This window comes from Flavobacterium aquaticum (assembly GCF_003259835.1).
GTDB classification, from domain to species: domain Bacteria; phylum Bacteroidota; class Bacteroidia; order Flavobacteriales; family Flavobacteriaceae; genus Flavobacterium; species Flavobacterium aquaticum.
This window is the reverse complement of record NZ_QLMI01000003.1, coordinates 336,510-353,945: the sequence shown is the minus strand read 5'-3', so window position 1 is coordinate 353,945 and position 17,436 is coordinate 336,510. Positions and strand designations below refer to the sequence as shown.

At 33.4% G+C, this 17,436-nt stretch carries 7 protein-coding genes; 3 read left to right on the top strand and 4 right to left on the bottom strand.

Annotated elements, in window-relative coordinates:
• Window positions 1-8: 8 nt before the first annotated feature.
• The gene (locus B0I03_RS06580) at window positions 9-2,738 is read right to left on the bottom strand and encodes a zinc-dependent metalloprotease (protein WP_111566662.1); all 2,730 of its coding nucleotides are present in this window, start codon (window positions 2,736-2,738) and stop codon (window positions 9-11) included.
• 217 nt (window positions 2,739-2,955) lie between these two features.
• Here B0I03_RS06580 and B0I03_RS06575 point away from each other — a divergent pair, with 217 nt between their 5' ends.
• From B0I03_RS06575 to B0I03_RS06565, 3 genes are all read left to right on the top strand, one after another.
• On the top strand, window positions 2,956-5,025 hold the full coding sequence (locus tag B0I03_RS06575) for a M43 family zinc metalloprotease (RefSeq protein ID WP_111566661.1): 2,070 nt from the start codon (window positions 2,956-2,958) through the stop codon (window positions 5,023-5,025).
• Between the two features lie 72 nt (window positions 5,026-5,097).
• Complete coding sequence (locus B0I03_RS06570; RefSeq protein WP_111566660.1) at window positions 5,098-6,030, top strand: bifunctional riboflavin kinase/FAD synthetase; 933 nt, start codon at window positions 5,098-5,100, stop codon at window positions 6,028-6,030.
• The gene (locus tag B0I03_RS06565) at window positions 6,027-7,325 is read left to right on the top strand and encodes an HTTM domain-containing protein (RefSeq protein WP_111566659.1); all 1,299 of its coding nucleotides are present in this window, start codon (window positions 6,027-6,029) and stop codon (window positions 7,323-7,325) included. Before B0I03_RS06570 ends, B0I03_RS06565 begins: the two co-directional genes overlap by 4 nt.
• A 28-nt stretch (window positions 7,326-7,353) precedes the next feature.
• Here the strand turns inward: B0I03_RS06565 and B0I03_RS06560 are convergent, their stop codons facing one another.
• From B0I03_RS06560 to B0I03_RS06550, 3 genes are all read right to left on the bottom strand, one after another.
• Window positions 7,354-8,742 carry a dipeptidase gene (locus B0I03_RS06560; RefSeq protein WP_111566658.1) on the bottom strand — a complete coding sequence of 463 codons (1,389 nt, stop codon included), beginning with the start codon at window positions 8,740-8,742 and terminating at the stop codon, window positions 7,354-7,356.
• Window positions 8,743-8,844: 102 nt separating this feature from the next.
• A complete protein-coding gene (locus B0I03_RS06555; protein ID WP_111566657.1) occupies window positions 8,845-13,116 on the bottom strand; it encodes a T9SS sorting signal type C domain-containing protein in 4,272 nt (1,423 codons plus the stop codon).
• A gap of 94 nt (window positions 13,117-13,210) precedes the next feature.
• On the bottom strand, window positions 13,211-17,434 hold the full coding sequence (locus B0I03_RS06550) for a M43 family zinc metalloprotease (RefSeq protein ID WP_111566656.1): 4,224 nt from the start codon (window positions 17,432-17,434) through the stop codon (window positions 13,211-13,213).
• Window positions 17,435-17,436: the final 2 nt, after the last annotated feature.

Sequence of the window (17,436 nt, the reverse complement as noted above, 5' to 3'; positions counted from 1 at the left end):
ACATTAAATTATTGAACTACAATTTTCTTAACCTCTTTTCTAGAACCATCTTGAACAGTTACAAGATAAACACCAGATTGAATACTATCTAATTGTAATGTTTCATTAAACAAACCATTATTGTTATATGATTTATTTAAAATTTCTCTTCCTCTCATATCATGAATATTTACTTTGATTTCATTCCCTGAAGTTGAAGTAAATTGAATATTGAAATTACCGTTATTTGGATTTGGATATAAAGTGAAATTTTGTAAACCAAAAGAATCAGAATTTAATGTAACCACCGTATCAAGTCTACATAATGTTAAAACAACACTTGAAATAGTATTTGTGGTTAGTGTACTTTTAGCCGCAAAACGCCAAATACCTGCTGAACTAATTCCATCTAATGAAGACAATGATGTTGTAGGTATATATCTTTGTCCAGTAGCAGTTGCATTACAATTAAAAGCAGCTCCTTCATCGTCAAAAATTGCATTTAAATTAACTCTACTATTTGTACATCCTGAGGTTGGACCATCAAAAACAACTACATCAACTACTGAAGAACCTGGCTTAACCAATCCAAAAGAAACCTGATTAGTTCTAGCTGCCGTAGAAACAACTTTAAAATCAACATCCGTAATAATATAATCATCCGTAATTGCAATACCTGGCCCTGGTATACCATAAGCACTCCATCCAGTTGTCATAGCTGCTGGCGTACTAAATGTTCTAGAATAGTCTGTACAAACTGTTGTTTGTGTAACCGTATAACCTATAGAAAAACTAGGCGAAACTGCATAATAAATATTCCCAACTGCCTCTACAATAATTCTACAAAATGGTGCAGCAACACTAGGCATTGTAACCGCTTGATTTCCATCATTAGCTGTGTTAGCTAATAAAGTAGAAAACGTTACTCCTCCATCGGTTGAAATTAATATATTTACATTACTAGTATTGATTCCGTTAGCATTTGTACCAGCTACATCCCATGTAATTGTTTGAGTAGAACCGGTATCATATGACGCATTTAAAGTAGGACTTGTAACTACAAAAGGACCTGCGGCACCAACAGTTGTAACTGTCATATTTGCTCTTGCAGTTTGCCCTCCTGTTGGTGTTTGATTATCTCTAACAGTCAATGCAAAATTTAAAGTTCTACCTACAGTTGGTGTAACTTCCCAAGTAGGAGCTAAATCACCCGATAAAACACTTTGGAAATTAGGAAAATATCTTTTATTTGAAGTAGATGGATTTAATGATCTGTAAACAGGACCTGTAGTTTGAGTAGATGTAGGAAAATTAGTTCCTGCGGCAGCATTAGTTTGCTCCCAACAATACGTTAATGAAGCTCCAGCGTTAGCATCTGTTGCGTTTCCTGTTAACACAAAAGCAGTACCTTTTGGAATTGTGTAATTTGATAAAGCTGCTATAACTGGAGGATTATTCCCATTATTAGTTTGTGGAGCACAATTTCCTGTACCAACCATAACTGCATTCATACTCGCAATACTTACAGCATGAAAATAAGCGTCTGAATTTGATTGTACATTCTCCACACAAATTCCGGCATAAGCCATAATTGTAGAGCCACTGCCAGGCTCAACAGCATTTGCGCTACTTACATTACCTGCATTACAATTATATCCCGCTGGATCATCATTAGAACTAAAAGTATGAGGCCCACCAAATTGATGCCCCATTTCGTGTGCTACATAATCAATATCATAAGGATCTCCTACAGGAGAAGGAGAACCTGTAATTCCACGAGCTTTATTTGCACTATTACAAACAACTCCTAATCCAGCTAAACCACCTCCACCTGTACTAACAGTATGACCTATATCAAAATTTGCAGAGCCAATAATTGCTGTAATTTCTGTTTGACTTTCACCTATAAGATTTCCAGCATCATCATTTGAAAAATTATCAGAATCAATAAAAATAACCAAATCATTATTTGCCACTAAATTCATTCTTAAAGACATATCTCTCTCGTAAATTCCATTTACACGAGTCATTGTAACATTCATAGCAGATAAAACTGCAGCTTTTTTCTGTGCAAGTGTTCCAGCACCTAAACCAGCAGCTGTAACATGAAAAGCAGCATATTCTATAGTACATGCCATTGCCAATCTATATTGTCTAAATTTTTCATCAGTAGCTAAGGTTTGGTTTTCAACAGCACTTCTATTTTGTTCTGCAATTTCTTCATGATTGTCTTGGAAATGACAAGCAAATGTTCTTACTGTATAAAGATCTTTTCTGTTATAAACAATATAGTTATTTAAATCTTTAGTATACGTATCAATGTAGTATGTACCCTCATCTCCTGAAGTAGACATAACATGTAATCCAAAAAGAGTAACGCTAAATCTTAATTTAACAGAAGGATTATCAACACCTACAGCAGCATAAGATTTTATATCTGGATATCTATCAGCAAGTCCTTTTTCCATAATTGGCGCTTCATAAACTCTAAATCTAGAAAGCTCTCCTTTTGAATTTGGAAAATTTACAATCGTGTTAGAAAACGCACCTTCTGTATCAACTGGAGCACCAACTAAAGATTGTTTAAAAGCATTTAAATCTAAATGCATAATTTGATAAACAGACGGCACAGATGCTCTCTCCATCTTTTCTAGATCACCTAGTTTCTCTTCAGAAACTTTTGTCCATAATTTACTTTGCCCGTAAGAAAACCCTACAGACAGAATAAACACTAATAAAAAGTGTATTTTTTTTCTCATTTTATGATTATAATTATTTGGTTAGCAAGCAAATGTATTGCTATTTGATTAAATTTCAAAAAAAACACAGCTTTTTTAAACATCAAACAACAATAAAAGACTATGAGAAAAACATGAGATTCGAAAATTTAACACAAAAAAAACAAAAAAACCATATTATTTTAACAAATTAAATATTTTTTATATACTTTTGGAAGATTAACCTATTATTCAAAAAATGAAAAAAATTACTTTATTAAGTGCTTTTTTGTTTAGCATATTTTCATTGAATGCACAAGAAGCAAAAAAAACAACAAAAAAATTTGGCAAAGAAATTTCTGCCGAGAAAATCGCTCCTACTGGACACATTAGATGTGCAACAGACGAATACGAAGCTTATCTACAGGCCAAAGACCCAAGTAGAATGAATAAAGATCAATTCGAAGCTTATCTTGCTCCTTATCTGAAATCTTACAAAAATAATAAAGATTCAAATGAGACAAATTCTCAATCTGGTGGAATTATCTACATCCCTGTTGTGGTTCATATAATTCACAATGGTGATGCTTATGGAGTTAGCGAAAACATTACTGATGAGCAAGTAGCTTCTCAAATAACTGTAATGACACAAGATTTTAGAAGAATGATGGGTACACCTGGATACAATACAAATCCACTTGGCGCTGATATTCAAATAGAATTTGTTTTAGCTAAAGTTGACCCAAATGGAAACCCTACAAATGGTATCACAAGAACCAACATGTGTGAAGATTTCTGGGAAATGGACGCTATTGACTCAACTGTAAAACCAGCTACAATTTGGGATCCTACACAATATATGAATATGTGGTCTGTGAATTTTGGAGGTGCTGACAGTGACATTTTAGGTTACGCTCAATTCCCTAGCAATGGTACAGCTACTGCCAACACAGATGGTGTGGTAGCAGGTTATAGCTATTTTGGAAGTTCAGCTTTATATCCTGCTGGAAATTTTTCAGCTCCATATGACAGAGGACGTACTATGACACATGAAGTAGGTCATTTCTTAGGGCTTTATCACACTTTCCAAGGAGGTTGTGCAGGAGAAAATAATACGGCAGGAGATTTTTGTGCTGATACGCCAGCAGTATCTAGCCCTAATTACGGTTGTACACCAAGAAATTCTTGTCCTACAGGTGCAACTGATATGATTGCAAACTACATGGATTATACTGACGATACTTGCATGAATATATTCACAATTGAACAGAAAGCTAGAGTAGTATCAGTAATGAATACTTTTCCAAGAAGATTAGATCTAAAAACATCAACTAAAGATATTGCAATACCTTTATTTGCAAATGATGCTGAAGTAAAAATTGAAAATCTATGTACTACAGTAGAACCCACATGTGCTGCGCCAATTTCTTCAACAGTAGCAAAAAAAGTATTATTATACAATAGAGGTACTTCAAACTTAACTTCTGCTACATTAAGCTACAATATGAATGGTGGAACTAATTACAACCAAAACTGGACAGGTAATTTAGCTCCAAATAAATACGCTTTAATAACATTAACTAATTCAACTGGAAACGGAACATTAAACGTTTCTGTTGCAACAGCAAATGGAGGAGCAGATCAAAGAGCTTCAAATAATACTGCTACAAAATCTTTTGGAACAAATATCACAATAGCTTATGCTAATGCAACTTCATTTACATTTAATTTATTTGGAGATTCTTATGGTTCTGAAACCACATGGACTTTAAAAAATCAAGCTGGGACTACATTGTATAGCGGCGGACCTTATCCTGACAGAACTCCAGGAGGAACATACCAACATGTTACTAATCAAGTATGGAATTTACCAGCAAATGGTTGTTATTATTTAACAGTTAGCGACTCTTATGGTGATGGTTTATTTGATGGTGTTGGTCAAGGCTATTATACTGTTACTGCTGGTGCTACAACAGTAGTAAACGTTACTGACTTTGTTGAATCTGGAAATGCTGCAAATACAGTGATTTCAAGATCTAGCTATTTTACGAATAACTCGACTCTTTCTTCAGACGATTTCAACTTATTAGAAGATGTTAGTTTATATCCAAATCCATCTAGAGATTATTTCACGATTAATTTACCGGCTGGAATTGAAAGAAAAGGAAAAATTGAAATTTACAACAGTATTGGACAAAGAATTGCAGTAAAACAAATTCAATCTGATACTGATTTAAACATCAATGTATCTAGCTACTCAAATGGAGTTTACTTCTTAAACCTTAACATTGGAGAAGCTACAAAAACATTAAAATTCATCAAAAATTAATTTTTTTTAAATTTTATCACTTAAAAAGGATTGAACTAGTTCAATCCTTTTTATTTTTGTAAAAATTTAGTTTTGAAAGTATCCAATTCCATTAATTCATTTGATTGCTCAAAAAAAACCATAATCACCATTGGAACTTTTGATGGTGTTCATTTGGGGCATAAATCTATCTTAGAAAAGATGAAAAATGCAACTCAAAACAATCAATATGAAAGTTTAGTACTTACTTTTTTTCCTCATCCAAGGATGGTTCTACAACAAGATTCATCTATTAAATTATTAAACACGATTGATGAAAAAGCTACTTTACTAGAAAAATTTGGAATTGACAATTTAATAATTCATCCTTTTGACGAAGTTTTTTCTAATTTATCTGCCGAAGAATTTGTAAAAAATATTTTGGTTAATAAATTAAACATTCACAAAATAATTATTGGACACGACCATCGTTTTGGAAAAAATAGAACTGCCGATATTAATGATTTGATTTTATTTGGAAAAAAATACAAATTTGAAGTAGAGCAAATTAATGCCAAAGAAATTGACGAAATAGCAGTTAGTTCTACCAAAATTAGAAAAGCTTTATTAGAAGCTAACATTAAACTAGCCAACGAATATTTAGGATACTCTTATTTTATTTCTGGAAAAGTTGTTGAAGGCAAAAAAATAGGACGAACTATTGGTTTTCCAACAGCTAACATTCAAATCAACGAAAACTACAAACTTTTACCAAAGAATGGTGTTTATATTGTTTCAAGCAAAATTGATAACATTTTGCATTTTGGCATGATGAATATTGGCAAAAATCCAACTTTAGGCGACAACGAACAATCAATTGAGATCCACTTTTTTGATATTAACGAAGATATTTATAACAAAAACCTTCAAATTTCGATTCTGGAACACATTAGAGAAGAGCAAAAATTCAATTCACTAACCGAATTACAAGCCCAACTTGAGAAGGACAAATTATTTTCACTAAATTATATTCAAAATTTAAAATGAAAATCTTTTTCAAAGCAATAGATAACAGTCCATTAATTGTTTTCCGAATCTTTTTTGGATTTTTAGTTGCTTGTGAAAGTTTTGGCGCCATTTTAACCGGATGGGTAAAACGCGTTTTGATTGACCCTGAATTTACATTTTCTTTTATTGGTTTTGAGTGGCTTCAACCTTTACCAGGTTTTGGCATGTATTTCTATTTTGCTCTAATGGGATTTTTCGGATTAGCGATAATGCTTGGTTATCGATACCGAATCGCCATAATTGCCTATACTCTTTTGTGGGCTGGTGTCTATTTCATGCAGAAATCATCATACAATAATCATTATTACTTATTGCTTTTAATTAGTTTTTTGATGATTTTTCTTCCAGCAAATAGATATGCCTCACTAGATGTAAAACAAAATCGCGTTTCAGAAGAAAAAACAATGCCTTATTGGATAAATTTACTTTTTATTATTCAAGTTGCTGTTGTTTATTTTTATGCTTCAATTGCAAAATTTTATCCCGATTGGCTAGACGGCACTTTTACAAAAAACTTGTTAGCTAGCTCCACTTCAAAACCTTTATTTTTAGAATTTTTTTCTCAAAAATGGTTTTACCTTTTTATTGCTTATGCCGGAATTTTATTTGATTTATTGATTGTACCATTGCTATTGTTCAAAAAAACAAGAACTCTTGCTTTAATCGCTTCCGTGATTTTTCACATTTTCAATTCGATAACATTACAAATCGGAATTTTCCCGTTTTTTGCTCTGACTTTTGCCTTGTTCTTTTATGAACCCGAGACCATCCGAAGAATATTTTTAAGAAAAAAGTCAAAACTTGAAGATGAAAACTTAAGTCAAAATTTCTACAGAAAAAGAATCCTTTATTTTTTAATGATTCCGTATTTAATAATTCAAATTGCACTACCTCTTCGTCATCATTTTATTGAAGGTGATGTACTTTGGACAGAAGAAGGACACCGATTAAGTTGGCGCATGATGCTTCGCGAAAGAAACGGCTACATCACAATCCAAATTAAAGATTCAAAAACGGGAAGTGTTTCAATTTACAATTACAGAAAAAACCTAACCGATAAACAAGCGCAAAATTTAGCCACAAAACCCGATTTTATTTGGCAATACTGTCAACGCATCAAAGAGGAATACAAAGGAAAACCTATTGCCATTTATATTGATTGTAAAAACAGCATCAATCGAAAAGAATACAAAACTTTAATTGATCCAAAGTTTGATATGGCTAAGGCCAAATGGAGTCATTTTAAACATAACGAATGGATTGAACTCCAATAAAAAATCCCGATTTACATCGGGATTTTTTTTATTTATTCATTTCTGTAAAATACTTGTAGAATAACGGAATGGTTTCAATTCCTTTTAAGTAATTGAAAACACCAAAATGTTCGTTTGGAGAGTGAATTGCATCACTATCTAAACCAAAGCCCATTAAAATGGTTTTGCTCTTTAATTCCTTCTCAAATAACGCCACAATTGGAATACTTCCTCCTGAACGAACTGGAATTGCAGGAACTCCAAAAGTTTCAGTGTATGCTTTGTTAGCTGCTCTATAACCAACGCTATCAATTGGCGTAACATAACCTTGTCCACCATGATGTGGTTTTACCACTACTTTCACTGATTTAGGCGCGATACTTTCGAAATGTTTTTTGAATAATTCGGTAATTTCTTCCCAATCTTGGTTAGGCACTAAACGCATCGAAATTTTCGCAAATGCTTTACTTGCGATAACTGTTTTAGCTCCTTCACCAGTATAACCACCCCAAATTCCATTAACATCTAAAGTTGGACGAATCGAATTTCTTTCATTGGTAACATAACCTGTTTCTCCATGAACATCTTCGATATCTAAGGCTTTTTTGTATTTTTCTAATGAGAATGGTGCTTTTGCCATTTCAGCTCTTTCAGCAGCAGATAATTCTTCTACTTTATCGTAAAAACCTGGAATCGTAATATGATTGTTTTCATCATGCAACGAAGCAATCATTTTAGTTAATACATTAATTGGATTTGCAACCGCCCCACCGTATAAACCTGAATGTAAATCTCTATTTGGACCCGTAACTTCTACCTCAACATAACTTAAACCTCTTAACCCAGTTGTAATAGAAGGCTGTTGATTAGAAATCATTCCGGTATCTGAAATCAAAATCACATCATTCGCTAACTTCTCTTGATTTCTTTCTACAAACCAACCTAAACTTTTAGAACCTACTTCTTCTTCGCCTTCAATCATGAATTTTACGTTACATGGTAAGCAATTGTTTTGAATCATGTATTCAAACGCTTTTACATGCATGTACATTTGACCTTTATCATCACAAGCACCACGAGCAAAAATAGCGCCTTCAGGGTGAATTTCTGTTGTTTTGATTACAGGTTCAAAAGGTGGCGATGTCCATAAATCCATTGGATCAGGTGGTTGTACATCGTAATGTCCGTACACTAAAACTGTTGGTAAATTTTTATCGATGATTTTTTCTCCGTAAACAATTGGATAACCTGGTGTTTCGCAAAGTTCTACGAAATCGCAACCTGCTTTTTCTAAACTTGCTTTAACTGCTTCGGCTGTTAATACTACATCGTGAGCATAAGCGCTATCAGCACTTACTGATGGTATTTTTAAAAGTTCGATTAATTCGTTTAAAAAACGTTCTTTATTTTCTTGAACGTATTGTTTTATATTGTCCATTGTGATTGTTTGATAAAGTTCAAAAATACAAAATTGATTTCAAATGAAATAAAAAAAGCCCAATCTTTAACGATTGGGCTTTTAAGCAAAACTATTTTAGGTTTAAAAAACTACTTTTTTAGTAATCTGACGACCATCTTCTAAGACTAATCTAACGATTAAAGATTGATTGCTTGATGTTAAACCTGAAACAATATATTCTTTATTATTAATGTTGTTTTTTGAAACAATTTGTTTCCCTAAAACATCATAAATTTCAAAAGATTGAATGTTTTTATCTGATGAAGTTAAATTAATTTTTCCAGCGTTAACAAAAACGAATACTTGATTATCAACTATAATTTCTTGTGAAACTGATGGTTTTTTAAATACCAATTCAAAACGATTTTTAAAATCACCTATTTGAGATAAGAAGAAATATTTTCCTTCTTTTAAGTTATGAATAGCTCCAATAAAATTATCTTTTAAATACACCTCTTGGTTTTCGAATATTCCATCAAAACTATTAATTTCAATTTCAAAAGAACTGTTCTCTGTTGCTTTGAAACCTATTGGAACAATATCATTTTCATCAAAAGGCAAGCTTCTTCCTTGAATTACATATTCTTTATCATCAATAATATTGTAAATCATAGATTTTGATGTTTCTAAAGCTAAAGCATCAATCTTTTTGTCAAATCCAGCAGTTGCTCCATTCATGTAACCTACTAAAATTTGATTATGTGCGTTTGTACTTGAATTTAAATTTAACCAAATTCTGTGTTTCTCTGTTTCTGAAACATTTTGTACTGTATTTTGAAGTCTGAAAAACTGAGTACTTAATGCTGCATCAACACGATATTCGTTTTCAAAATTCACATTAAAAGCTGAATTTGCTTGAACAAAAAATCCTTGTCCTACTTGGATGTAATCATTTGGAATTGCACTACCATTTGCCGATGCGGTTCCACCAAGAATAGTATAAGAAGCATAGTTATTAGAAGGATAAGTTCCACCACTTGCCGGAACGGTATGAGTCCAATAATACAATGCATCAACTTTTGGATTGTTAATCATAAACGTTTTAGCATTAATTGGTGAAGCATACGGATTTGAAAGTAAATTATATCCTTGACCAACCGCAAATGTAATTGAACCATTATTTGGAACTCCAGTAAACTGACCCAAGAATGATGTTCCTGGAGCAATTGAGGTCCAATTATTAGCCACACGAATCATATATCCTTTTGCTGTTTGAAAGCTATTAGTTGAAGGATCTAATGATTGATAAGCTGTTGGAGTTGTTGTTCCTGTAAACAAATATTGATAAAAACGATTTGTTAATGTGTTAGGTGAAAATGCTAAAAGATTTTGTCCTGAAACTGGCGAACCCCAAGCTGTATAATCTTGACGAATCATATTAGCTGAATTTCTTTTAACCGTTATATTTCCAGTATTTACAGCGTGTTTTGTGTACTGAACTAATGCTGAATTATTTTCAAATGTTAAAGTTCCTGTTCCGTTAACTGTGATATTTTCTCCAACGCGTAAAGAATGTCCTGAGTTAAATACGACATTAGCTCCTGAATTTACAGTTACTGAACAAGCATCTAAACTAGCTGTAGAAGTATAATTTCCTGCAAATGTAACAGCCGTTTTTGATGTAGGTGCGCCATTAGACCAAGTAGAACCGTTCCAAGAAGTTGTTAAATCACCACATTGCCAAAATTGACCTGTCCACATTCCTCTTCCAAAAGTTGCTGCTAAAATAGTTTTATCTGCAGCTCTGTAATCCAATGAAAGTACTTTACAATCTTTCATTCCAGCGTTTGCTCTTCTCCATGTTGGAGTTGCAGCATTAAAGTTTACGGTATACCAAATTCCTAATTCTGTTCCAATGATAACTTCGTTAGTTGCATTAGGATTTTGCAAAATACATTTTACTGGAATATTAGGAAGATCGCCTTCTTTATTAGCCCAATTTGCTCCACCATCAGCAGAATACCAAACACTTGTTACACCATAATTATGAATCGTAACAAATAAATCATTTTCAGAATTTCCGTATTTGATATCAGAAATAGCTCCTGTAAATGGCGTTGTTAAAGTTACATAGGTTGGTGTTGCAGCGTTTGCACTATTCATTCGAATTAATCTACCATTTGACAATCCTACCATTATTCTGTTTGTTGTATAAGGAGAAGGCTCAAAATAGGTTGGAATAGCATTAATAGAAGCATCTGTTAAAGTAGTAGTAGTGGTTGCTCCTGTACTTGGATTAATAGCATATCTATAAATTCGATATGTAGTTCCAGACGTTCCATTAGCATATAAAATATTTGAATTACTATCTAATCCACACTGATTAACGAAGTCTCCATCACTTCCACCATTATCATTAGCAATGTAAGCTGTTGCAACTCCTGCATACGTACAATAGATATAAGTATTATATACATAAGAAACCACCATGTATTGCTGTTGCTTATCAATAAACTCCCAACATCCATCACCGCCATAAACTTCATTTCCTGCACCTGTAGTAGCAGGATTAGAAACCAATTGGGAACCGTTATCTTGCAAACCGCCCAACATTTTATTTCCTGCAATGGATTGATCAATTGATCCTTTGTAAACTTGAGTTACGTTATAATCTTTATTTCTTTCACCAATTGAAGTTCCTGAATTATTACTGTAATAAACTCCTCCATCACATCCAAAAACAACTCTTGATGTTTGACTAGGACAAAAAGCCATTACATGATGATCTGAATGTACACCGTCTAAAGAATTTGCCGTTGCATTTCCGTTTGCAGTAGGATTTACCGTCCAATCCGTTAATTGAGTCCAATCTCCCGCCACTGGTGACGCTTTAAATGCATTCGTGTTTTTGAATATTTCAATTCCTCCAACATAAACCTCACTATCATTTGTTGGGTTCATCCCTATCATTAAATCATAAAAAGCTTGATTTCTACAAAAGTCAGTTGCTGCAGGAGGTTGATTCCCTGAACTCACAGGCAAAGGAACATTGGTATCAACAGTTGCAAAGGCATCCGTAGATCTTCTTATTACAGGTAATCCTGTAGCATAATTTTCGCATAAAGCATACATTCTACCCACTGTAGTTTTAGAAGCTACTAATTGTACTCTTCCATTAGCTGTTAAGGTTCTTACTAAAGTCCAGTTAGTACCATTTGTACATTTGTAAATTCTTCCGCCACCTGTTCCATAAGCACTTCTTTTTGTACCCATGAACAAATCTCCGTTAGCATCAATAGTAAAAGTATTTGGTGCGCAATAAGTAGTTGCAGTAGTTTGTAAAGCTACATTGGTAAACTTAGCAAAGTTTAATCCATCTGTACTTTTCCACAAGCCAATTGTATTCACTCCTAACCATTGCGTTGCTCCAACCGCTTCAGAATAAAACATGGCATCAGCACCAAAATAAATTTCTGTTAAACCTGTACTGGGATTAACCCAAGCAATAATATCTTGAATATACGTTAATTGATCTGCTATACCAGCACCTATTGAAGTTCCAAAAATTAATCTCCAAGTTACACCACCATCAATTGATTTGTATACTCCGTTACCATTTACTGCTCCCCAAGTATAAACTTCACCTGTTCCAATATACATAATATTAGAATTTTGAGGATCTATAGTCATACAAGTAACCGCCATATTACTAGGAACTCCCGAAACTTGTGTCCAAGATGAAGTTGCATTTGTAATATCATTATTTACCCATAAACCACCGCTTACTGCACCCGCAAAAACCTTGGTTGTACTTCCTGGAGCAAATTGCAAAACTCTTGTTCTTCCGCCTACATTGTTTGGTCCTCTTTCAACCCATTGATTATCTAGACCATCACCTGGAACTCTTCCTTCTTCTAATTGTCTATCTAATGTTTTTTGTAAGTCTAAAACAACTTCAGGAGTAGGTCTTCCTAAATTTGGATCAGCTGTATATAACCATTCTTGCTCATTAAATGCATTAGGAGGTAATCCCATTGCTTTTCTTTGTGCCTTTGGCAATTTCATCCTTTCTCTAAATGGATGATTTACTATAAATTGTTGGTATTTTTCTCTAATTTGATCAATAGAATCTAGTTCTCTTTTAAAAAGTTTTTGAACTTTTTCTTCTTGAATTGATTGAGATAAATTTACAGTCTGTGATTTTCTAAGATCTAACTGAATGTTAGTTTTCGAAGGTTGATTAACTATTGTTTCCTTTTTATCGGTAACATTTAGTTTTGAATTGGTATCAACTGACTTTACTTCTTCTTTTTTACTTTCTTTTTGAAACTCTTGTTCAGAATTTGAGAAAAAATAAAAGGAAGCCGAAAGAATTAGCGCTAACACACCAATTTTAAGTAATTTATTTTTCATGTTTATAGATTTGGGAAATCAAATATATTTATTATTAATTAATTAACAAAAAAAGCTCGGTAAATACCGAGCTTTTCAAAAAATATTATTTTTATTAATAAATTACTTTCTTCGTAATTACTTGACCATTTGACAATGTTGTCTTAACCAATAAGGCTTGGTTTGATTTTACAATCTTAGAAACAACAACCTCTTCTTGATTAACTGTTTGTTGGTGTAATTTTCTTCCTAAAACATCAAAAACAACTACTTCTGAAATCATTTCTGAAGAATTTACAACAATACCATTGTTTGAAGTGTAGACTGTTAATGCGTTTTCGCTAACAAAATCTTCACCTCCTAATGTTGTGTTTTTATAAACCAATTCAAAACGATCTTCAAATGTTCCTTCTTGTGATGTAAATGAATAAGCGCCTTGTTTGATATCATGAATAACACTCAAATACTTATCTTTTACAAAAACGTCTTGATTTACAAATAAGCCATCAACATTTTCTAACGAAATTGAATAGTTTCCTGGAACTAATACTTTTAACCCTAAAGGAATAATATCCTCATCAGTAAAAGGCAACCCTTTTCCTTGAATTACTAATTTATCAGTATTTAATACCGAATATAAGTTTGGTTTAGAATCATCTAAAATTCTACCGTCTATTGCAATGTCAAATCCTGAAGTTGCTCCTTCAGTATAACCTACTAACATTTGATTATAAGAAACATTCGAATCGTTTAAGTTTAACCAAATTCTATGTTTTTCAGCCATAGAAGTTGTTGCTTCTGAAGTTCTGTAAAACTGTGTAGAAACCGAAGCATTCTCTCTTAAATTGTTTGCAAAACTAACATTATTTGCTACAGAACTTAACACATAGAAACCTTGTCCTGTTTGAATAGTTCCATTTGGAACAACAGCACTACCAAAAGCCGCCGCACCACCTAAAGTTGTATAAGAAGCAAAGTTATTTTGTGGATAAACGCCTCCTGATGCAGGCGTTGTATTTGTCCAAAAATAAAGCGTTCCAATAGAAGAGTTATCTGCAAAGAATTTATTTGCGTTAATAGGTGATGGATAAGGATTTCCTAAAAGATTATATCCCACACCAACATTTTGAGAAACAACACCATTTACTGGAGTTCCAAAAAACTGACCATTATATGCCGACGCAACAGTAGCCGACCAATCATCCGCCACACGAATCATGTAACCTTTACCAGAAATAAAATTATTATTTGGATTAACCGATTGATAAGCTGTTGGGGTTGTTGTCCCTGTAAACAAATACTCATAAAAACGAGTACTAATTGTATTTGGTGAGAAAGCCAACAATTGTTGGTTAGCAACCGGAGATGACCAAGCCGTATAATCTAATCTTCTCATTGCAGATGATGATCGTTTAACAGTAATTGATCCTGTATTTACAGCTGTATCATTTAATTGTCTTAATGCTGCATTATTTTCAATGGTTAAGCTTCCGCCTGCATTTACAACAACATCTCCTTCAACAATTAAAGTATGATTAGGGTTAAAAACAACATTTGCTCCACTTGAAATTGTTACTGAACAAGCTTCTAAATTAGATGAAGAAGAATAATTACCCGTAATTGTTACAGCGTGTAATTTTGTTGGTACACCACTACTCCAAGCAGTCCCATTCCATGTTGTTGTAAAATCTCCACAAATAAGTCCAGTTGCAGGACCCACAGCATAACCTCCTCTTAAGTTAGAATTAAAAGTAGCTTCAAAAGTAACGTTTGTACCGAAAGCACCTATTGTTGCAGGAACTTCAGTAATAGTAAAATTCTCATAATTTGTTGAATTAACAGAACTAATACTATTATCAACCACTTTAATTATTCTTAAACTTGTCCTTGATTTACCTGTAGCAGCTTCCCAAGCAGCAACTTCTGCTTCTGTAAAATACAATTTAACTGTAAAATTACCCGATGCGTTATCATTCGCTGGATTAACATAAAAAGTCTTTGATAAAACTCTATTTGGGGCTGTAGTATCTATAAAATTAACTGTTGGTGCACCAGCAGAAACTTGACTTCTATCCACTTCAACTGTCGTACATCCGTAATTAAAGCTTGCTGCGCTAGTTACATTTGCCATTACTCTACCAGAAGTAACATCAGATGTATAGATAGTACCCGATGATGGGAATGTAGCTTGATAACGCGTTGGGTTATTCACCTCTGTTTGAACGTTTTTAGTAGCTACAGCTTGTAGTAGAACAGTATCTAATAAAAGTAACCCTACATTTGTTGTTCCTGTATTATTATGTCTAAATACAATATACCCTGTTTGACCTGCTAATGCCAACAAATTATAGGTTCTTAATTGTGAAGTATTCTCATTAACCACCGCATTTGCTTGAATAACAGTTCCAGCTAAAATTGCAGCTTCATTAGCAATACTTGTAGTAAAATAAACACTGTAGTTTCCTGCATTTCTTGTTTGAGCAGTATTATCGTAACCTGCTACTATATATGAAAAAGAAACTGATGTTGCATTTGCAGGAATTGTTACTTGAGGACTTATAAAATAATTATTTGGATTTGCATTACCTGTTCCTGTACCTAAATAATTTAATCGCTTTTCAGAATAAGCACAAGTTCCAGAAATTGTATTTGGAGGTGTTCCTAATCCGTCAGCGTTAATTAGCCCCCAATCTCTTCCATCTCCATCAGCATCAAAAATTAACCAATCTGAAGGATCTTCAAAATCTTCATTGATAAGTGTTAATGTTTCAACTAATGTTGGAGCCGCGTCATCATTTACAATTGTTAGTGAAAAGAAGTTCCCTTCTGTATTCATAACAGCATTTCCACCATTAGCATTAACTGTAAAAGAAATAACTAATTCTTCGTCTATTTCTTGAACTCCGTCATTGAAAATTCTAAATACTAAATTTTGATCTGCTGTAGAACCTGAGTTAAAAGTAACCGTTGGCGTCATTATTTGAATATCTGTAGCATCTGCTTGAGATGAAGCATCTATAAAGAAACTTACAACAGCATTTGCAGAAGGTGCTTTATCAATATTAAGTGGAACCGTAAATTCTGTATAATTACAACCATTTCCTTCGATTATAGATTTTGCTACTCTTTGTTCGCAAACTTGTCTTTTGAATTGAATATAAGGAACAGAAACAGGATTACAAACTGTTGAAGTTAACAAATCATCTCTTCTTGGAGAATTCATAAGTACGGCTAGAATTCTATCTTTTTGATCTTCTGTAAAAATGTTCATACAAGCATCATCACTATAATCCATGTAGTTCTGAACCATATCGTTGTAATCAACAGGAGAATCTACACAACTATTTGTTGTAGGACAACCATAATTTGCTGCATCAGACAATGGAGTATCGGCGCAAAAATCATCTACACCACAGCCACCATCACCCCAAATATGACGTAATCCAAACATGTGACCTACTTCATGAGTCATTGTTCTTCCTTTGTCGTATTGTGTTCCACCATAGTTTCCTGTTGGAAAAATTGTTCGAGAACCCCAAGTATCATAGCTACAAACTACACCATCAGTAGAAGCCTCTCCTGCAATACAATCTGCAACTGGCATACCTGCTAAACCTGAACCCGATGGAAATTGTGCATATCCTAAAATCCCTGCTAAATCACCTCCAAAACTAAAGGTCCACATATTTAAATATTTGGTAGGATCCCAAATTGTATTTGCCTTTGCTGTTTCTACTGCCGCATTATCAAAACTTGCAATTCCAAGATTTCTTCTATCAATTCCGTTTGTTGGATTACCATTTGGATCTACTTGGGCCAAACAAAATTCAATAGTTGTATCAGCTCCTACAGGATTTGTGTTATATCCTGGAGTTCCAACCATTCTTCTAAAATCTTGATTAAATACTGTTATTTGCGATAGCACTTGACCATCTGCGATGTTTTCATTAGCACCAATTGCGTCTCCATTATGAATAACATGAACTACAACTGGAATGGTAATAACTGAAGGCAATCTCCCTTGTCTTCTTAATCTTTTAATTTCCTGAACTCTAGGCGCTAACCATCTTTCAAAGTCTTCATCAGATGGTGCTAATCCAGCTTTTTGTTTTTGCTTTGTGTATTCGCTAGTAGCACATCTTACTATGCCATTAGGCGAAAACTGCCTCGCTCTATTAACCGATTCAGAAAAATTAAAATCTTGAGAATTTTCACGAGAACTCTCGTTGTTAATTAAAGAATTAGAATTCTTTTTTTCAATTACACGTTTAGATTGAGCATTTATACTTTGAAAACAAGCAAGCATAAACACTACAACGAATAAGTAGGTTTTTTTCATTA

Bases quoted from the DNA above. Each gene is read 5' to 3' on its own strand.
- B0I03_RS06580 (WP_111566662.1), bottom strand. From the start codon at position 2,738: ATGAGAAAAAAAATACACTTTTTATTAGTGTTTATTCTGTCTGTAGGG.
- B0I03_RS06575 (WP_111566661.1), top strand. From the start codon at position 2,956: ATGAAAAAAATTACTTTATTAAGTGCTTTTTTGTTTAGCATATTTTCA.
- B0I03_RS06565 (WP_111566659.1), top strand. From the start codon at position 6,027: ATGAAAATCTTTTTCAAAGCAATAGATAACAGTCCATTAATTGTTTTC.
- B0I03_RS06560 (WP_111566658.1), bottom strand. From the start codon at position 8,742: ATGGACAATATAAAACAATACGTTCAAGAAAATAAAGAACGTTTTTTA.
- B0I03_RS06555 (WP_111566657.1), bottom strand. From the start codon at position 13,116: ATGAAAAATAAATTACTTAAAATTGGTGTGTTAGCGCTAATTCTTTCG.
- B0I03_RS06550 (WP_111566656.1), bottom strand. From the start codon at position 17,434: ATGAAAAAAACCTACTTATTCGTTGTAGTGTTTATGCTTGCTTGTTTT.